General features: G+C 67.6%; 11 protein-coding genes and 2 pseudogenes. 5 read left to right on the top strand and 8 right to left on the bottom strand.

Going from position 1 to position 18,939, the window contains the following annotated elements; translation table 11 throughout:
• The first annotated feature begins 42 nt into the window (after nucleotides 1–42).
• Together bioA and ACVOLJ_RS18110 are read left to right on the top strand one after the other, a co-directional pair.
• On the top strand, nucleotides 43–1,434 hold the full coding sequence (gene bioA / locus ACVOLJ_RS18105) for an adenosylmethionine--8-amino-7-oxononanoate transaminase (RefSeq protein WP_475280038.1): 1,392 nt from the start codon (nucleotides 43–45) through the stop codon (nucleotides 1,432–1,434).
• Nucleotides 1,425–2,162 carry a 16S rRNA (uracil(1498)-N(3))-methyltransferase gene (locus tag ACVOLJ_RS18110; protein WP_475280039.1) on the top strand — a complete coding sequence of 246 codons (738 nt, stop codon included), beginning with the start codon at nucleotides 1,425–1,427 and terminating at the stop codon, nucleotides 2,160–2,162. Before bioA ends, ACVOLJ_RS18110 begins: the two co-directional genes overlap by 10 nt.
• A gap of 97 nt (nucleotides 2,163–2,259) precedes the next feature.
• Here the strand turns inward: ACVOLJ_RS18110 and ACVOLJ_RS18115 are convergent, their stop codons facing one another.
• From ACVOLJ_RS18115 to pilG, 8 genes and pseudogenes are all read right to left on the bottom strand, one after another.
• Entirely contained in the window at nucleotides 2,260–2,724 is a 465-nt protein-coding gene (locus ACVOLJ_RS18115) for a chemotaxis protein CheW (protein WP_481564762.1), read from the bottom strand.
• Complete coding sequence (locus ACVOLJ_RS18120; RefSeq protein WP_481564763.1) at nucleotides 2,721–4,061, bottom strand: chemotaxis protein CheB; 1,341 nt, start codon at nucleotides 4,059–4,061, stop codon at nucleotides 2,721–2,723. Before ACVOLJ_RS18120 ends, ACVOLJ_RS18115 begins: the two co-directional genes overlap by 4 nt.
• Nucleotides 4,048–8,874, bottom strand: a pseudogene (locus ACVOLJ_RS18125) (hybrid sensor histidine kinase/response regulator); the annotation flags it as partial. The pseudogene ACVOLJ_RS18125 and the gene ACVOLJ_RS18120, both read right to left, overlap by 14 nt.
• 1,143 nt (nucleotides 8,875–10,017) lie before the next feature.
• Nucleotides 10,018–10,692 (bottom strand): annotated as a pseudogene (locus tag ACVOLJ_RS18130) (Hpt domain-containing protein); the annotation flags it as partial.
• Nucleotides 10,693–10,792: 100 nt separating this feature from the next.
• Complete coding sequence (locus ACVOLJ_RS18135) at nucleotides 10,793–12,829, bottom strand: methyl-accepting chemotaxis protein (protein ID WP_475280043.1); 2,037 nt, start codon at nucleotides 12,827–12,829, stop codon at nucleotides 10,793–10,795.
• A 41-nt stretch (nucleotides 12,830–12,870) separates the two neighbouring features.
• Nucleotides 12,871–13,401, bottom strand: a complete 531-nt coding sequence (locus ACVOLJ_RS18140) for a chemotaxis protein CheW (RefSeq protein ID WP_475280044.1) — start codon at nucleotides 13,399–13,401, stop codon at nucleotides 12,871–12,873.
• Nucleotides 13,401–13,763, bottom strand: a complete 363-nt coding sequence (locus tag ACVOLJ_RS18145; RefSeq protein ID WP_005410717.1) for a response regulator — start codon at nucleotides 13,761–13,763, stop codon at nucleotides 13,401–13,403. Before ACVOLJ_RS18145 ends, ACVOLJ_RS18140 begins: the two co-directional genes overlap by 1 nt.
• An 18-nt stretch (nucleotides 13,764–13,781) precedes the next feature.
• Nucleotides 13,782–14,183, bottom strand: a complete 402-nt coding sequence (gene pilG / locus ACVOLJ_RS18150; RefSeq protein WP_005418455.1) for a twitching motility response regulator PilG — start codon at nucleotides 14,181–14,183, stop codon at nucleotides 13,782–13,784.
• A 252-nt stretch (nucleotides 14,184–14,435) separates the two neighbouring features.
• On the opposite strand from pilG, the gene gshB reads away from it, so the two are divergent.
• From gshB to prpE, 3 genes are all read left to right on the top strand, one after another.
• A complete protein-coding gene (gene gshB / locus ACVOLJ_RS18155) occupies nucleotides 14,436–15,383 on the top strand; it encodes a glutathione synthase (RefSeq protein WP_236512471.1) in 948 nt (315 codons plus the stop codon).
• Nucleotides 15,383–16,267, top strand: a complete 885-nt coding sequence (locus tag ACVOLJ_RS18160; protein ID WP_475280045.1) for a TonB family protein — start codon at nucleotides 15,383–15,385, stop codon at nucleotides 16,265–16,267. Before gshB ends, ACVOLJ_RS18160 begins: the two co-directional genes overlap by 1 nt.
• A 638-nt stretch (nucleotides 16,268–16,905) precedes the next feature.
• On the top strand, nucleotides 16,906–18,789 hold the full coding sequence (prpE, locus tag ACVOLJ_RS18165) for a propionate--CoA ligase (RefSeq protein ID WP_475281293.1): 1,884 nt from the start codon (nucleotides 16,906–16,908) through the stop codon (nucleotides 18,787–18,789).
• Nucleotides 18,790–18,939: the final 150 nt, after the last annotated feature.

Genomic DNA, 18,939 nt, shown 5'->3' on the forward strand with positions numbered 1-18,939 from the left:
GCCGATAGAATGTGCAGGCAGCAACATGTTCATGAGCCCGAAATGCTAGCAGACCCAACCCCCTCCCCGCTGGTCCAGCACTGGCGGCAACGCGACCTGCAGGTGCTGTGGCACCCCTGCACGCAGATGCGCGAACATCCGGACACGCTGCCACTGGTGCCGATCGCGCGCGGTCAGGGTGCCTGGCTGTACGATCACGACGGCAACCGCTACCTGGATGCGGTCAGCAGCTGGTGGACCAACCTGTTCGGCCACGCTGAACCGCGCATCGGTGGCGCCATCGCCGCCCAGGCCGGGCAGCTGGAACAGGTGATGCTGGCCGGCTTCGGCCACGAACCGGCGATCACCCTGGCCGAGCGCCTGCTGGCGCTGGCACCACGCCAGCCCGGCCGCGCCCCGCTGGCCAAGGTGTTCTATGCCGACAACGGCTCGGCCGGTGTGGAGGTGGCGCTGAAGATGGCCTTCCACTACTTCCACAACCGCGGCGAGACCCGGCGTACACGCTTCATTGCGCTGGAAAACGGCTACCACGGCGAAACCCTGGGCGCGCTGGCGGTCGGCGATATTCCGCTGTACCGGCGCGTGTACGCACCGCTGCTGGCCGAAGGCCTGTTCGCGCCCTCGCCCGACAGCTACCTGGCCGAGCCGGGACAGAGTGCGGCCGACCGCGCCCGGTTGGCGGCCGATGGCATGGCAACCCTGTTCGACCAGCACCCGGGCGAGATCTGTGCGGTCATCCTGGAACCCCGCCTGCAATGTGCCGGCGGCATGCGCATGCACGATCCGGCCTACCTGCAGCGGGTGCGCGAACTGTGCGACGCCCATGGTGCGTTCCTGATCGCCGATGAGATCGCCACCGGCTTCGGCCGTACCGGCACACTGTTCGCCTGTGAACAGGCCGGGGTGATGCCCGACCTGCTGTGCCTTTCCAAGGGCCTGACCGGTGGCTTCCTGCCGCTGGCCGCGGTGCTTGCCACGCAGGCGCTGTACGACGCCTTCCTGGATGATTCGCGCGAACGCGCCTTCCTGCATTCGCACAGCTATACCGGCAACCCCCTGGCCTGCGCGGCGGCGCTGGCCACGCTGGACATCTTCCGCGACGACGATGTCATCGCCCGCAACCGTGGCATCGCCTCGGTGATGGGGACCCTGGCGGCGCCTTTCGCCGACCATCCGCACGTGGCCGATGTGCGCCAGGCCGGCATGGTGGTGGCCTTCGAACTGGCCCGCAATGGCGACAGACGCACCCCGTTCGATCCTTCCCTGCGGCTGGGGCTGCACGCCTACCGGGCGGCGTTGAAGCGCGGCGTGGTGCTGCGACCGCTGGGCAACGTGCTGTACTGGATGCCACCTTACTGCGTGGATGACGAGCAACTGGAACTGCTGGCACATACCACGCTGGCAGCCATCGACGAGGCGATAGCATGCGCGTGACCCGCTGCCCCATCGACCTGGCGCTGCACAGCGGCCAGACCCTGACCCTGCCCGAGGAAGCGGCCAACCACCTGGTGCGGGTGATGCGCCTGCGCGAGGGCGACAGCTGCGTGTTGTTCAATGGCGATGGCCACGACTACACCGCAACGCTCACCGTGGCCGGCAAGCGCGAGGTGCAGGTCCGCATCGACCAGGTGCAGGCCATCGGCAACGAATCGCCACTGACCATCACCCTGCTGCAGGGCATCGCCCGTGGCGAGAAGATGGACCTGATCCTGCAGAAGGCCACCGAACTGGGGGTCAGCGCCATCGTGCCGGTGAACGCCGAGCGTACCGAGGTGAAGCTGGATGCAGCGCGTGCGGAGAAACGCGTGGCGCACTGGAACAACGTGGTGCAGTCTGCCTGTGGCCAGTCCGGCCGTGCGCGGATTCCCAGCGTTGGCCTGCCGCAGTCGTTGGCACACGCCAGCGCAGCGCTGCCGGCGGACACATTGCGCTTGACCCTGGATCCGCTGGGAACGCATCGACTGTCGACGCTGCAGGCGGCGCCGGTGGGCGGGGTGGTCATCGCCATTGGTCCGGAAGGTGGATGGTCGCCACGCGATCGCGAACAGCTGGCTGCGGCCGGGTTCCAGGGACTGCAGCTGGGCCCACGCATCCTGCGTACGGAAACCGCAGGATTGGCCGCGATCGCGGCGCTGCAGGCGCGGTTGGGCGATCTGGGATAACCCCGGATCAGGCGACCGCTGTGCTCGCCGCCAGCGTTGGATGAGCGGCAGGTAGCGTCGGGCCATGCCCGGCGCAATCCATCGTGCGTGCGACGGGTCAGGCGGCCAGCGAATCCAGCGCGGCTTCCAGTGCATCCAGATTCGGCAACAACGCGCTCTGCTCGCCCAGCAGCACGCGCATGTGCACGATGTCCGGCAAGGTTTCCTCCGAGGCGTCGGCCAACAGGCCATCGCGCGGCACCGAGATCAACTGCGGGAAACTCTGCGTCAGCAGCGCGTAGTACGGTCGTTCGGCATTGCCGTTGAGGCTCTTCAACACCACGACCTTGTTGTGCCCGGCCACCGCTTCTTCGCCCAGGCCGGAAAGGCGGGCGAACGACACCAGCGGTACCTGCCAGCCGTGCCAGGCAATCTCTCCGACCAGCCAGCGCGGCGCATCGGCAACTGTCTGCACCGGCACGCGCGACATCATTTCGGCCACGGTCGCATTGGGCAGCAGCACCCGTTCGGCACCGGCCGAGATCAGGACGCCGCGGATCTCATCATTGCTGGCGTAGCTCATGCTGCATCTCCGTCATCGTCATCCAGGCCCCAGCGCGCGGCAATGACCTGCGCCAGCTCCTGCGGTTCACCGGCCACCATGCCGGCAGCGACGACGGCGGTTGCCGCAGCCGGGTCGTAGCAGCCCTCGCCCACCTGCCCGGCCACCCACGCACCTGCGGCGGCAAGGTCCAGCGCCGGGCCGACATGGGCCAGATCGGCGCCGCTGAGCAACACCAGCGCGCTGTGCTCGGCGGACAACGCCGCAATCGAGATGCCCTGTGCATCGGTCTGGAAGTGCAGACCATCAGCGGCCGCACGCACCCCGATGTCATCGGCCAGCACATGCACCTGGCCAGCGCTGGCACGCTGCCCAGCCTCGGCCAGCTGCACCGGCAGCGGCGATACGCGCGCCATCTGCTTGACCAGGTTGCCGTAGCGGCCACCGTCCAATCGCATGTGCACCAGCACCGGCACGGCCAGCCCGGTGGGCAGTGCCCCCAGCAGTCGACGCAGGGCGTCCGGGCCGCCGATGCCGGCAAGCACCAGCAACGCACCGACGCGTGCGCCGGCGGGCATCGCCGCATCCAGGTCGACCAGCGAAAGGTGTGCGGTATCGAATGCCGGCTCCGGCGCGGCCCCGGCGGCAGCTGCCGCCCCGGGCGCGGCCTGCGGCGCGTTGCCTGCATCATCGACCAGCGACCAGGCGGTGTGGTCATTGAACACCGCCGACGGCGCCTGCGCTGCGGCGTCCGGCGCAGGTGCTGCTTCCACGGGCAAGGGCGCTTCCGGCAACACCGGTTGCAGCGCGGCCAGTGCCTGCTCCAGCGGCACCGGTTCATGCAGCTGTGCCGGCGGCGAATACAGGCCATCGGCAGGCACCTCGTCGGCCCACGAACGCGCCTGTTCCAGATGCGGTTGCAGGGCGGCCTCGCGCGGCATCGGCGGTGCCGACGGGCGGCCCGGTTCCAGCTGCAGGCTGGGTTCGTCCTCGGCGCCGGGTGGCAATACCCGCTGGTGGCCGTGCAGCTTGGCGGCAAGATGACGTCCCCAGCGCTGCGCCTCCCAGCCATCGCGGCGTGCAGCCAGTTCGGCCTCGTCGAACACCAGGGTCAGGCCGGGGTCGGACAGCGCCGGTTCCAGCCGCTCCAGGGCCTCTTCGATTGCCGCTTCCAGCGCGATCACCACGAAGCGGGGGCAGGCATCGCGCAACACCTGCGGTTCCAGCGTGAGCGGGTCGTCTTCCAGCACGATCTGCACGTCGGCATGGGCCAGCGCCTCGCGCAGGCGCTCACGCGCTGCGCCGGGACGGGCCAGCAGGGCTACGGCCGGAACCGTATCGAGGTCACTCACGGACACGGGCAATCCCCAGCAAGTCGTACACGTTGCGCATCAGGTCCAGCTCCTGGTACGGCTTGCCCAGGTAACGCTGCACACCGATTTCGAAGGCGCGCTGGCGGTGCTTGTCGCCGCTGCGCGAGGTGATCATCACGATCGGCACGTCCTTGTAGCGTGCATCGGCACGCATCGCGATGGCCAGTTCGTAGCCATCCATGCGCGGCATTTCGATGTCCAGCAGCATCAGGTCGGGCACGCGCTCTTCCAGCTGTTCCAGCGCTTCGACACCATCGCGGGCGACGCTGACTTCGAAGTTGTGGCGTTCCAGGATGCGTCCGGTGACCTTGCGCATGGTCAGCGAATCGTCGACCACCATCACCAGCGGCACCTGCCGTTCCTGGCGCGGCGCATTGACCAGCACCGGCGCCGTCGGATTGGCCAGGAAACGACGCACCAGCGGTGCCACGTCCAGGATCACCACCACACGGCCATCGCCGGTGATGGTGGCGCCGTAGATGCCCGGTACCGAGGCGATCTGCAGGCCGACCGGCTTGACCACCACTTCGCGGTTGCCCAGCACCTGGTCGATCGCCACCGCAGCGCGCAGGTCACCGGCGCGGACCAGCAGCAGCGGCACCTGCGCCTGCCCGTCGGCGCGTGCAGGCGCCTGGCCGACCAGGCTGCCGAGGTCATACAGCGGATACTCTTCGCCGCCGTAGCGGTAGCTGCTGTCGGCCGCTTCGAAGCGCTCGTGCGACAGCCGGCCGATACCACTGACCGATGCCACCGGCACCGCGAAGGTGGTTTCACCGATCTGCACGAACACCGCCTGGGTGACCGCCAGCGTCTGCGGCAGGCGCAGGGTGAAGCGCACGCCCTGGCCACGGACCGACTGGATGTCGACCGAGCCACCCAGCTGGCGCACTTCATTGCCCACCACGTCCATGCCCACGCCACGCCCGGCCAGCTGGCTGACCTGATCGGCGGTGGAGAAGCCGGAGGCGAAGATCAGGTTGTCCAGATCCTGTTCGCTCGGCTGCGCATCGGCGCCCAGCAGGCCGCGGTCGACGGCACGACGGCGGATCGCTTCGCGATCCAGGCCGGCGCCGTCATCGGCCACTTCCAGCACGATTTCCGAGCCTTCGCGGTGCAGGCGGATGGCGATTTCGCCTTCCTCCGGCTTGCCGGCCGCACGCCGCTGTTCGGGTGCTTCCAGGCCATGGGCAACCGAGTTGCGCAGCATGTGCTCCAGCGGCGCGACCATGCGGTCGAGCACGTTGCGGTCGAGTTCGCCGTGGGTGCCCTCCAGGGTCAGGTGGACCTGCTTTCCGGTATCCATGCCGGCCTGGCGGACCACGCGGCGCAGGCGCGGCACCAGACCATCGAAGGGCACCATGCGCGCACGCATCAGGCCATCCTGCAGTTCCGAGCTGACACGCGACTGCTGCTGCAGCAACGAATCGTACTGTCGCGACAGATCATCGAGCACGCCCTGCAGGCCGCCCAGATCGGCCGCGGACTCGTTCAGCGCGCGGCTGAGCTGCTGCAGGGTGGAGAAGCGGTCCAGTTCCAGCGGATCGAACTTCTGGTCGGCCTGGTCCTGCTCACGCTGGTAACGGGCAACGATCTGCGCTTCGGTTTCCAGGTCAAGACGACGCAGCTGGTCGCGCAGTCGCGCGTTGGTACGTTCCAGCTCACCCATGGCACCGCGGAAGGCGCCAAGCTGCTGTTCCAGGCGCGAGCGGTAGATCGCCACTTCACCGGCATGGTTGACCAGGCGGTCGAGCAGGTCGGCACGCACACGCACCTGTTCCTGCTGCGGACGCGCCAGCGGATCTTCCTCGGTTGCGCCTTCCACCGGCAGCGGCGCCGACAGCGGCGCATCGACCACGGCCAGCACCGGCGCCGTCTCCGGCGCGCGTTCGGCAGCGATGACGGCGCTGGCTGCAGCCGCCGCGGCGATATCGGTGGTGGTGCGGCGTTCGAATGCCTCCAGCAGATCCTGCGCGGGCTCGACGACGCGGTGCTGGCCGGTGCGGGTCAGCATCTGGTGCAGACGGTCGAACCCCCGTTCCAGCAACTGAACGTCGCGGCGTTCGATTTCGGTGCGGCCGCCGGCCACGGCTTCCAGCAACGATTCGATGCCGTGGCCGAGGTCGCCGATGGCATTGATGCCGGCCATGCGCGCACCGCCCTTCAGCGTGTGCAGATCGCGCTGCAGGCCAGCCAGGGCATCCCGGTCCTGCGGTGCTTCGCGCAGTTCGCTGATCAGCCCATCGCAATGGTCCAGCAGATCCTTGCCTTCCTCGACGAAGATGTCGACCAGCTCGCGGTCGTACACACTGAAATCGAGCAGGTCTGCGCTGTCTTCGGGTTCGGGTTCGGCCTGTGGCTGCGCCGGTGCCACGTCGGCCGATGCAGCGCGCTCGCTGCCTTCAGCCTCCTCGATGGTGAATCCACCCGGCTCGGTTTCAGCTGTCGCAGCCACAGCCGCGACCGGAACCACGATCAAGCCGGCATCGGCAGCGGTGCCCTGGCCCGGTGCATCTTCCAGTTCGAAGAAACGCGAAGGCGAAGCGGCGTCCTGCTCCGCCTCTGCGGATGCAGTGTCTTCCACCGTCGCCGGGGACGGCTGATTGGCGCTCTCTCCTTCACCAATCGCCGCCTCCCCGCCGACGTCCGCATCCTCGGCGAAGGCTTCCGCCTCGCCCGGCGCGAGTTCGCTGGCCTGCAGGCCGAGCACGGGCCACTGCCCGTCTTCGTCCTGCGCCTGCTCCTCGTCGATCACGTGCAGGCCGGCTTCGAGCGCGGCCTCCAGCGTGACCGGTTCTGCGAAGCCCGGCACAGCCATTTCATCCTGCAGGCTGGACAGCCCGCTGTCGAGCGGCAGTGCAGCAGGGTCATCCACGATGGGCGCTTCGACGCCTTCATGCAGCGGCGCGTCCAGGTCGATTGCGACATCATCAGTCAGGACAACATCGTCCGCATCGCGGTCATCGACCGGCAGCGCACTGGCATCCAGGTACGGAGACAGGTCATCCACTGCGGTCAACGCAGCATCGTCGGTTTCCGCCAGCGCTGGCGCCGTCTCGCTCTCCCCGATAGCGGGGGCGGCAGCGACCTCGACCGTGGCGTCCACACCCGCGGATTCCGCCATCGAAGGCCAGCCGGCATCGAAGTAGCGCGACAGATCATCGCTGCCGGTCAACTCGGCAGATTCCAGCCCCGCCTCGCTCACCGACGCTTCGCTGCCCGCCTGCGGCAGATGCGCCTCGGGCTCGGGCAGCAGGACCTCGATCGCGTCGCCGTCGACGCCCGCGAACCCGGTGCTGGCATCGGTGCCTGCCTCGGCATCCTGCGCCTCCAGGTCCTGTTCGTCTTCTTCGTCTTCGATGTCCATCCCGACCATCGGCCAGCGTGCTTCCGGCAATTGGCCGGCCAGCGCCTGCAGCCGCTCGGCCAGTTCCGCCTGCGGTGCGATGCGCGGCTGCTCGGCCTGCAGCGCGTCCATCGTCGCGTTGATCGCTTGCGCGGTCTGGTCCAGTGCCGCCACGGCCTCGTCACCGGGCACCACTTCCGCAGCGAGCGCACGCTTGATGTACGACTCGGCACCGCCGGTAACGGCGGTGATCTCCGGCACTTCGGTCATCGCGAAGGCGCCGTTCATGGTGTGCACCGCGCGCAGCAGCGCGTCGCTGACCGGCTGCGGTGCCTGCTGCGCCGAGCGCAACCAGCCCTGCAGGGTGGCCTGGTGCAGCTCCACCTCGGCTTCCAGGATCTCGCGCAATACGCTGTCGATGTTGGCCGGGGTGCCGGCTGCCTCTGCAGCCGCCTCCGCCGCGCCATCCACCTGCGGTGCAGGGCTGTCCAGCGGCTCAACCGGATCGACTGGCGCTGCAGTCGTTGCCGCCGCACCGGGCAGCGCGACGTAGAAGGTCTCTTCACCAGCGCCCACGCGGTCGGCGATGGCCTGCATCGCCTGCAGGTCCACGCTCACGCGTTGTCCATCGCGCAGCGCTGCGTTCAACTGTGGCAACGCGGCATACGCGTGGTCGACCATCGCCAGCACCGCCGGCGTGGCGGCACGGGTGCCGTCCAGCACGCGGTTGAGCATGCTCTCGATCTTCCACGAGAACTCGCCGAGGGTACGCGCGCCGACCAGTCGGCCACTTCCCTTCAGCGTGTGGAAGATGCGCCGGATCGGCCGCAGCCGGTCCATGTTGTCCGGCTGCTGGCGCCATGCCGGCAGCAACGTCCCCAGATTGCCCAGCTCGTCGTCGAACTCTTCCAGGAACACCTCGCGGATATCCTGGTCGATGTTCTCGGCATCGTCGTCGAAACCCGCATCGAACCCGGCTTCGGCCGCGGCCAGCGCGGTAGGCGCCGCCTCTGTGGCAGACGCAGCGGCAGCGGCCACCGCGTGCGGATTGAAGTCGGCGGCAGCGGCATTCAGCTCGGCGAAGAACTGTGCATCGGCCTCGCTGAAATCGATCGGGGTGATGGTATCGACATCGACCAGGGCGATGGCCGGCTCTGCAGCCTGGCCCGCATCGACCTCGCTTACGGGCAGCTCGGTGGCGGCCACGTCGGTGTCGGCAGCGACTTCGACGTCGGTCACAACCAGGCCGTCGTCAGCCGATGCCGGTCCAACCTCGTCGACGAACTCCAACGCCGCGCCCGATTCATGCGCATCGTCCAGCGTGAGGGTTTCCATCGCGTGCAACGACAGCACGTCGTCGGCGTTGTCCAGCAGGCTGCTGTCGAAACGGAACACCACATCGTCGGTCAGCGGCGCCTGGCCGTCCTGCTCGGCAACGACCGGATCGAACACCGGTGAAGCAACCGTATCCAGCGGCGCGGCAAACACCGCTTCGTCCGGTGACGCGTCGACCACTACGCCGTCCCCGAGCACGCTGCCGGTTGCATCGCTGTCATCGACATCCAGCACCGCGGCATCGGACAGCGTCCAGGAGGCGGTAGTGGACTGCTCGGCGCTCACCGGATCAAAACTGACCGGGTCAAAACTGCTGAAGGTCGGTGCACGTTCGTCGTCGGCCACGTCCTGCGTGTGCGCCGGCGTGTCAAAACCACCCAGTTCCCACTGCGGCACCTCAGGTGCAGGCGCGCTCGAGGCTGCAAACAGCAGCGGCACCGGGGAGGCATGCGGGTCGGCAACCACCGGCGGCTCGCTGAGCGAGGCGAACATCAGGCCGTTGTCGGCCGCCGGGGCCTCCGGCAGCGGATCAAAGGTGAAGTCCGGCAACGGCGCGGGCACGTCACCCGGTGCGGGTGCGGCCACCTGCACGACCGGCTCCAGCGGCTCGATCTGCAGCGGCACGGCCACCGGCGCCACGGTTTCACGGATGACCGCCTGCGGCGGCTCGGGCATGGCATCGGCACTGCCGTGCGCAGGCAGCGGCCAGTAGCGCAGGGCTTCCAGGCTGCTGCGGGTGATGTCGAGGATGTCCTCGCGCCCCGGGCGACGATCACGCAGGGCTTCCAGGTAGTACTCCAGGCTGGCCATGGCGTCGGCCAGGGTGTCCAGCTGGCGTCCGCTGGGCACGCGTTGGCGACCGATCAGCTCGGCTTCGATGTACTGCTGCACGCCACGCAGGTAATCGGCGGCGGTGCGCAGGTCGAGCATGCGCAGCGCACCGGCGACATCGCCCAGCAGGCGCGGCACGTCCTGCAGCTCAGCGTGGTTCCAGCTGGTTTCGATGAAGGCAACGAAGTGTTCGCGGGCGGCGGCGAAATTGGCGATGGCCTCGTGCGCCAGCACTTCCACGGTGCGCCGGTTCTCCACTGCGCTGGGATCGTCCGCGCCGCTGCCACTGGCGCCCAGATGGGCAACCTGGTCGTCCAGCGATGCATCGACGTAGAGCAGCGCGCCGGCGATATCCAGCAGCATGTCCTCGTCGATCTGCTGATGGCCCTCGACCACGCCGCGCAGTGCATCGCGCTGCTGCTCCACCACGCCACGGGCAGCGCCCAGGCCCAGCATGCCCAGCGTGTCGGCCACCGAGCCAAGCTTGGTCACCTGCTCCTGCAGCTGCTGCGGGCTGCCATCGGTGCGCAGGTGCAGGTCCAGGGCATCCTTGACCTGCAGCAGTTCTTCCTTGACCGCATTGCCGACGGTATCCAGCAGTTCGCGGTTGCGGCCGCTGAGGCTGCCGCGTGCATGGTCCAGCTCCGCTTCGGTAGCGGTCACCGAATCCGGGGCGAAGGCAAACAACACGCTGTCGTTGATCAGCGCTTCGCCGCGCGCGGCACGGATCTCGTTGAGCAGCGGCTGCAGCACGATCGGGATGTCACGGTGCCCGTTCTGCAGACGTTCCAGGTAATCGGGCAGCAGCACGCTGCCACGCATCAGCGTGGCGCAGGCTTCATCGCGTTCAGCCACTTCGCCCCGGCCAACGGCAACGGCCAGCTGCTCCAGCTCTTCGGCCACCATCGCCGGCGCATACAGCTCGACCATGCGCAGCGTGCCCTGCACCTGGTGCAGGTAGCCGGCGCAGATGCGCATGCGGCTGCTGTCGCCCGGATCTTCGGCGAAGTACTCGACCTCGTTGCGCACCAGGCGCAGGGTCTCGTCCAGCTCGGGCTTGACCCAGCCCAGGGCCGCGTGGCTCATCGCATCGCGCAGGCTGCTCATGGATGCGCTCCGGTCGCCGCCGCGCGGCTGGCGCGCGGGTCCTGGCGTGGGGAATGGAAATGCTTCATCGACTGGTTCCTTGCTCGCCGCCCTGCCCGCGTCACGCCGGCAGCTTGAAGTCGGCGACCGAACGGCGCAGGTCGGCCGCCAGCTGCGCGAGGTGGCCGATCGACTCGGCGGTCTGCCCGGCACCCTGCGAGGTCTGGCCGGTGATCTGGCGGATCACGCCCATCGTGCGGGTGATGTCCGACGCTGCCGACGACTGCTGCTGGGCGGCGATGGAGATGTTCTTGATGAGCGTATTCAGTGCATTGGACACGCGTTCGATCTCGGTCAGTGCGGTGCCGGCGTCTTCGGCCAGGCGCGCACCGGACACCACTTCGGCGGTGGTCTGTTCCATCGAGGTCACCGCTTCGTTGGTATCGGCCTGAATGGCCTGCACCAGGTTTTCGATGCGTCGGGTCGCACCGGAGGTACGTTCTGCCAGTCGCTGCACTTCGTCGGCCACGACCGCGAAACCGCGGCCGGCTTCACCTGCGGAGGCCGCCTGCACGGCGGCGTTCAGCGCCAGGATGTTGGTCTGCTCGGAAATGTCGTTGATCAGTTCCACGATCGAACCGATCTCCTGCGAGGATTCACCCAGGCGCTTGATGCGCTTGGAGGTTTCCTGGATCTGGTCGCGGATCTGGTCCATGCCCTGGATGGTCTCGCGCACCACGCCGGCACCCTCGGCGGCGATCACCACCGAGCGCTGTGCCACGTCGGCCGATTCGGCCGAGTTGCGCGACACCTGTTCGATGCTCGCTGCGATTTCGCCGATCCGGTCCGACGCCGAGGTGATCTGGTTGGCCTGGTGACCAGCCGCTTCGGCCAGCTGCATCGCCGTGGCCTGGGTTTCCTGGGTCGACAGCGCAACCTTGGCCGAGGTGTCGTTGATGGTGGTCACCAGGTGGCGCAGTTCGTCCACCGCGTAGTTGATAGCGTCTGCGATGGCGCCGGTCATGTCCTCGGTCACCGAGGCCTTCACCGTCAGGTCGCCTTCACCGAGCGAGCTGATTTCGTCCAGCAGCCGCATGATCGCCTGCTGGTTGCGGCTGTTGAACTCCACCTGGGTCTGGTAGCGCAGTTCCTGTTCGCGCGAGCGGCTGCGCACGTTGGTGGAGACAAAGCCGATGATCGCGATCAGCGACAGCGCACCGGATACCACGCCGATCCAGAAGTTCGGGAACAGGCGCGTGTCCGATACCGAACCGAACGAGGAGAAGGCTTCAAACAGCTTGCGGCTGTCGGTCAGCATCTTCGCCGAGCCCTGGCCCAGTGCGGTCGCCGCCGACTGCGCGGCGAACAACTGGCGCGAGCTGGCCAGGATGGCGTCGGCGTCCTGCTTCATCGCCTCCCATTTCTGCTGCGACTGCTCCAGTGCGGCCACGGCGGCGGCACCGCGCACGGCGGTGATGCCCAGATCCTCGTTGCCGTTGCGCAGCGCATCGAGCACCTGCGAGAACACGGTGATGTCGCGCGCCAGCGCATCACCGGCCATCGCCGCACCCGAACCACCGGCACGCATTTCGGTGACACGGCGCGCCATCGAGCCGGCGACCACCACCTGCTGCAGTGCGCTGTAAACCTGGGACGACGGTGCGCCGGAGGCGGACATCGCGCGTACCAGTTCGTTCAACTGCGCCTGCAGGCCCGGTACTGCACCGGAGAAGTTGTTCGCGTTGCCGGCCAGGGCCAGCACCGCCGGTTCACTGGCAACCAGTTGCCCGGCCTGCTTGCCCAGTGGCGTCCAGGTGTCAGCCAGTGTCGAAATCGACGTGGACACGCCCGGCTCGCTGCCGTAGCGGCCCTGCAGGGTCGAGACGTTCTGCTCGATCGCGTTGCGGGTGGCCTTGAAAGCGGTGAAGGCCTGCGCGTTGCCGCCCACTGCATCACGGCCCTGGTTGGCCAGCTGCTGCGACAGCACCTGCAGATCGGCGGCCTTGGAACCGGCATCGGCCAGGCGGCTGCCCTGCCAGGTGGACACGCCGGTGTTGACGCCGAACAGGATCATCGACAGCGCCAGCAGCCCCAGCCAGAGGTTGCTGCCGCCCAGCCGCAGCTTGCCGGACTTGGTGGCATCCGAAGCAGTACTCATCGTTCAACCTCGATTTTCAATGCAGGGGGCGATGCCCGGCCTCAGGCCGCGGCTTGCCGGAATTCAGGGGTACGCGACAGCAGCGAGAGCGAGAACACGCCCCAGTCGTTGCCATCGGCATGGAAGGCGCGATCGACGAAGTGCCCGTAGCGGCCCTCGGCCAGTGACCCGGCCTCGATCTGCTGGGTCAGCTCGAAGCTGCGCTGGCCGTACAGTTCATCGATGGTCAGGGCGACGTCACCGCCGGCCTGACGCATGATCAGCACGCGCTGGCCTTCCTGCTGGACGGTGCGCGCACCTTCCAGGAAGTACTTCAGGTCGACCACCGGGAACAGGTTGCCGCGCAGGTTGCCAACGCCCAGCAGCCACGGCTGCGCGCACGGCACAGGCGTAACCGGCGGCATCGGCACGATTTCCACCACTTCGCGGAAATCGGACACCAGCCGGCGCTGGCCGACGCGGAAACCGACACCACGCCACAGGTCCTGGGCGAACTGCCGGCCGGGCAGCTGCACGGCATGGGCCAGGCTGCGCCGTTCGTAGGCTTCAAGAATGTCGAAGGGCGAGCGCATCAGGCCACCAGCTCGTTGATCCGCGCGATCAGTTCGTCTTCGCGCGGCGGCTTGACGATGTAATCGGCGGCCCCCTGGCGCAGCCCCCAGGCCTTGTCGGTTTCCATCGCCTTGGTGCTGACGATGATGACCGGGATGTGCTTGATCGCCGCGTCGCGGGCCATCGCCCGGGTCGCCTGGAAACCACTCATGCCCGGCAGCACCACGTCCATCAGGACCAGCTGCGGCACCTGGTCGCGGACCAGCTGCAGGCCATCCTCGGCATTGTCCGCTTCCAGCACCTCATGGCCGGCACGGCGCAGCCATTGGGTGAACACCGCGCGGTCGGTCGGTGAATCCTCGATCAGGACGATACGAGCCATTTTGCCTTTCCCCCCTGGTCAGGCGTTGACGTATGTGCGGATGGCACCCAGCAGTTCTTCGCGCGTGAATGGCTTGGTCAGGTATTGCTCCGAGCCGACGATGCGCCCCCGCGCCTTGTCGAACAGACCATCCTTGGACGACAGCATGATCACCGGGGTCGCCTTGAACAGCTGGTTTCCCTTGATCAGCGCGCAGGTCTGGTAGCCATCCAGGCGCGGCATCATGATGTCGACGAAGATGATCTGTGGCTGCTGGTCGGCGATCTTGGCCAGGGCCTCGAAACCGTCCGTCGCGGTCACCACTTCGCAGCCTTCGCGCTTCAGCAGTGTTTCCGCAGTCCTGCGGATGGTCTTCGAGTCATCGATGACCATCACCCGGAGTCCTGCGAGCTCCCCGCCCGCAGTCGTGTTTTCAGTCATTGCCATTCCCCAAGCGCACGGCCCAATCTTTGGCGGGAGCCGCTGCGAAAGCGTATCTATATCGCACTTCCCGCGCCCGCTTCAAGGGCGGTCCGTGGCGCAGGGGGTGGCGCTGGGCTGAACGTGACCGGATTGGCAATCATTGCGCAGGCCGGCACGCCCGGGGGAGGGAGACGCTGCGTTGCACGTTGCCGGGGAGGCGCGCGGCCGGCGTTGCCGCTACCATCAACGCCTTGCCTGAAAGGTGCGCCCATGCCGTTGAACGTCATCGTGGTGATGGATCCCATCGCCCACATCAAGATCGCCAAGGACACCACCTTCGCCATGCTGCTGGAAGCCCAGCGCCGCGGCCATGCCCTGCACTATGTGCGCCCGGGCGGACTGGCCCTGGAAGGCGGGGTGGCGGTGGCCTGGACCGCGCCGCTGCAGGTCCGTGACGACCCGGCGGGCTGGTACGAACTGGGCGCATTCAGCCGCACCGAATTCGGCCCCGGCCAGGTCGTGCTGATGCGCAAGGATCCGCCGGTCGATGCCGAATACGTCTATGACACCCAGGTGCTGGACGTCGCCGCCGCGGCCGGCGCCTGTGTGGTCAACAATCCGCAGGGCCTGCGCGACTACAACGAGAAGCTGGCCGCCCTGCTGTTCCCGCAGTGCTGCCCGCCGACCCTGGTCAGCCGCGATGCCAAGGCACTGAAGGCCTTCGCGCTGGAGCATGGCCAGGCCGTGCTGAAGCCGCTGGATGGCATGGGCGGCCGCTCGATCTTCCGCAGCGGCCAGGGCGATCCGAACCTGAACGTGATCCTGGAAACGCTGACCGACGGCGGCCGCAAGCTGGCGCTGGCGCAGAAGTTCATCCCTGACATCACTGCCGGCGACAAGCGCATCCTGCTGGTGGATGGCGAACCGGTGGACTACTGCCTGGCGCGGATCCCGCAGGGCGATGAGTTCCGCGGCAACCTGGCTGCCGGCGGCCGCGGCGAAGGCCGCCCGCTGAGCGAGCGCGACCGCTGGATCGCCGCCCAGGTTGGTCCGGAGATGAAGCGTCGCGGCATGCGCTTCGTCGGCCTGGACGTCATCGGCGACTACTTGACCGAAGTCAACGTCACCAGCCCGACCTGCGTGCGCGAGCTGGACGCCCAGTACGGCCTGAACATCGCCGGCACCCTGTTCGACGCGATCGAGGCCGATCTGCGCTGATGGAAGCCGCACCTGCCGTCCTCGCCCCGCCGCCGCGCGAAGCGCAGCGGCTGGGTGCGACCATCGCCTTGTCGGTACTGGTCCATGCCCTGCTCATCCTCGGGGTTGGCTTTGCCGTGAAAGGCGATGCGCCGCTGGTGCCGACCCTGGAAGTGATCTTCAGCCAGACCCGCACCGCGCTGACCCCGAAGCAGGCTGACTTCCTGGCCGCCGCCAGCCAGGAAGGCGGTGGCGAGCACGAGCGCGCGCAGCGTCCACGCGACAACCAGGCCGGCATCGTGCCGCAGGCCCAGTCGGGCATCAGCCCGGTGCCGCAGCAGCAGCAATCGGCAGCACCGGTGCCGCCCATGCAGGCGCGCGTGGTCAGCAGCCGCAATGGCGAGGACACCGTCGCGCAGGCGCAGTCGCGTCCCACCCCGCTGGAACCGACGCCCGATGCACCGCTGACCGCCCGCGAACAGCGCGATGCCGAGATGGCGCGGCTGGCAGCGGAGGTGCACCTGCGTTCGGCGCAGTACGCCAAGCGGCCGAACCGGAAATTCGTTTCCGCCAGCACGCGCGAATATGCCTATGCCAATTACCTGCGCGCGTGGGTGGACCGCGCCGAGCAGGTCGGCAACCTGAACTACCCGGACGAGGCGCGGCAGCGTCGCCTGGGCGGCCAGGTGGTGATCAGCGTGGGGGTGCGCCGCGATGGCAGCGTGGAAAGCAGCCGGGTGCTGAAGTCCAGCGGCACGCCATTGCTGGATGAAGCCGCGTTGCGGGTGATCCGGTTGGCACAACCGTTCCCGCCGTTGCCCGACAGCGACGATCAGATCGATATCCTGCAGGTCACGCGGACGTGGGTGTTCCTGCCGGGTGGCGAACTGCGCGACGACCGGTAAGGTTTTCTGCCCGGGCCTGCGGCCCGGGACCCGCTGCAGGCGAAGGCCACGTCAACATCAACTGCAGAAGCAGCGGTGGGTTTACTGATGCCTGGCGGGGCGGTGTCGGGCGGCGGGGACGCCGCAAGTACGTCCCTGTAGGCTTAGCCGCGGCATCCATGCCGCGGATACCCCGCCGCCCGACACCGCCCCACCTCTGACAGTTCGCGGCGCTTCTTCGCTGTTGGTAGCTGTCGACCTTGGTCGACACGATGCACCCACGCCATGTCTGCGCGGTAGATCCACGCCATGCGTGGATATGAGCGAAGCGATCGGCTTTTGATTTTGATTTTCTTTTTTTGATTTTCCGTGGCGGACGCGCACGGAAACTGTCCGCGGACGGCCGGGTGGGCTGCGCAGGGGCGTGAGCCGCATGGATGCGGCGACCGAGCCTACAGGGACGTATTCACGGCGTCCCCCGCAACCGGACCCGCCCCGCCATCCCTCAGTAGCCCAGCTTTTGACGTTGACTTTGATTCTGCAGGTGCAGGGCTGCAAGCCCTGCAGAACAAACCCCCACCCCCTACCAAGGTAGGGCGGCCCACGCGCCAGCGCCGGACTATCCTCGAAGCCATGACTTTGTCTGGGAGGGCTGCGTCATGAACTACGAGGAAACCTACCGCCGCTCGATCGACGAGCCGGAGGCGTTCTGGGGCGAGGAGGCCAAGCGCATCCATTGGCACAAGCCGCCGCAACAGGTGCTGGACTACAGCAACCCGCCGTTCCGGCGCTGGTTCGTCGGCGGTGAAACCAATCTCTGCTACAACGCCGTCGACCGCCACCTGGCCGATCGCCCCGACCAGCTTGCGCTGGTCGCCATCTCCACCGAAACCAACAGCACCCGCGAGATCACCTATCGCCAGCTGTATCGTGAAGTGAACGACTTCGCCGCCGTGCTGAAGCACCTCGGCGTCGGCCATGGCGACCGCGTGGTGATCTACATGCCGAACATGGCCGAAGCGGTTTTTGCCATGCTTGCCTGCGCACGTATCGGTGCGGTGCATTCGGTGGTGTTCGGTGGCTTTGCCGCACACAACCTCGCGCTGCGCATCGATGATGCCAAGCCCAAGCTGCTGATCGCCGCCGATGCCGGCATGCGCGGTGGCAAGCTGATTCCCTACAAGGCGATGGTGGATGCCGCTTGTGCCGAAGCCGGCAACCCGCCGCCACATGTGCTGATTGTTTCGCGCGGGTTGGACCCGGCCGAGCCACGCATCGAGGGGCGTGATGTCGAGTACGCCACCCTGCGTGCGCAGATCGGGCAAACCGATGTGCCTGTGCAATGGCTGGAGTCGAGTGAGCCGAGCTACCTGCTGTACACCTCCGGCACCACCGGCAAGCCGAAAGGCGTGCAGCGCGATGTGGGCGGGTATGCGGTGGCGATGGCGCAGTCGATGCAGACCGTGTTCGACTGCAAGCCGGGGCAGGTGATGTTCTCCACCTCCGATGTCGGCTGGGCCGTGGGCCACTCCTACAACGTGTACGGTCCGCTGATCGGTGGCTGCACCTCGCTGCTGTACGAAGGGCTGCCGACCAACCCCGATCCGGGCATCTGGTGGGCACTGTGCGAGCAGTACAACGTGCGCACGATGTTCTCTTCGCCCACCGCCATCCGCGTGCTGAAGAAGCACGATGTGGACTTCATCCATCGCCACGACCTGGATGCGCTGAAATACCTGTTCCTGGCCGGTGAGCCGCTGGACGAACCGACCGCGCACTGGATCAGCGACGCGCTGGGCAAGCCGATCATCGACAACTACTGGCAGACCGAAACCGGTTGGCCGGCACTGACCCTGCTGCCGGGCCTGGACATGAAGCCGGTACGTTTCGGTTCGCCAGGCTTCCCGAACCTCGGCTACCGGATGAAGGTGATCGACGAGAACACCGGCGAGGAGGTCGCGGCTGGCCAGAAGGGCGTGCTGGTGATGACCCCGCCCCTGCCGCCGGGCTGCATGAGCACGGTGTGGAACGACGACGGCCGTTTCCTGCAGAGCTACTTCAGCCACTTCAAGGAACTGCTGTACAGCTCGCTGGACTGGGCCATCCGCGACGACGAGGGTTACACCTTCATTCTTGGTCGCACCGACGATGTGATCAACGTGGCCGGCCACCGGTTGGGAACGCGTGAGATCGAAGAAGCCATTTCCAGCCATCCGCGCGTGGCCGAAGCGGCGGTGATCGGGGTCAAGGACGAACTGAAGGGGCAGGTGCCGCTGGTGTTTGTCACCCTCAAGCAAAGCCTGGGTGGCGAGGATCCGGCACCGGTGGTGGCCGAGATGATGGCCACGGTGACCGCCTCCCTGGGCGCTGTCGCACGGCCGGCACATGTGCACGTGGTCAATGCGTTGCCCAAGACCCGATCGGGCAAGCTGCTGCGTCGCTCGCTGCAGGCGCTGGCCGAGCAACGCGATCCCGGTGATCTGTCGACGCTGGACGACCCGGGCGCGCTGGAAGAAATCCGTCGCGCGCTGGGGAGGCTGTAGCACCGGGCCATGCCCGGCGAGCGCGCAGCGCGGTGCATTGGCGAGGGCCCGGGGAGGCCCCGCCCCCCCCCCCCGGGGGTTGTGGCGCGCCGCATTAACCCCGCGCACCGGGAGCGAAGCGCGGCCGTGGGGTCGGCGCCTGCGCAGGCG

This window comes from Stenotrophomonas sp. STEN046 (assembly GCF_056759755.1).

Bases quoted from the DNA above. Each gene is read 5' to 3' on its own strand.
- bioA (WP_475280038.1), top strand. From the start codon at position 43: ATGCTAGCAGACCCAACCCCCTCCCCGCTGGTCCAGCACTGGCGGCAA.
- ACVOLJ_RS18110 (WP_475280039.1), top strand. From the start codon at position 1,425: ATGCGCGTGACCCGCTGCCCCATCGACCTGGCGCTGCACAGCGGCCAG.
- ACVOLJ_RS18115 (WP_481564762.1), bottom strand. From the start codon at position 2,724: ATGAGCTACGCCAGCAATGATGAGATCCGCGGCGTCCTGATCTCGGCC.
- ACVOLJ_RS18135 (WP_475280043.1), bottom strand. From the start codon at position 12,829: ATGAGTACTGCTTCGGATGCCACCAAGTCCGGCAAGCTGCGGCTGGGC.
- ACVOLJ_RS18140 (WP_475280044.1), bottom strand. From the start codon at position 13,401: ATGCGCTCGCCCTTCGACATTCTTGAAGCCTACGAACGGCGCAGCCTG.
- ACVOLJ_RS18145 (WP_005410717.1), bottom strand. From the start codon at position 13,763: ATGGCTCGTATCGTCCTGATCGAGGATTCACCGACCGACCGCGCGGTG.
- pilG (WP_005418455.1), bottom strand. From the start codon at position 14,183: ATGACTGAAAACACGACTGCGGGCGGGGAGCTCGCAGGACTCCGGGTG.
- gshB (WP_236512471.1), top strand. From the start codon at position 14,436: ATGCCGTTGAACGTCATCGTGGTGATGGATCCCATCGCCCACATCAAG.
- ACVOLJ_RS18160 (WP_475280045.1), top strand. From the start codon at position 15,383: ATGGAAGCCGCACCTGCCGTCCTCGCCCCGCCGCCGCGCGAAGCGCAG.
- prpE (WP_475281293.1), top strand. From the start codon at position 16,906: ATGAACTACGAGGAAACCTACCGCCGCTCGATCGACGAGCCGGAGGCG.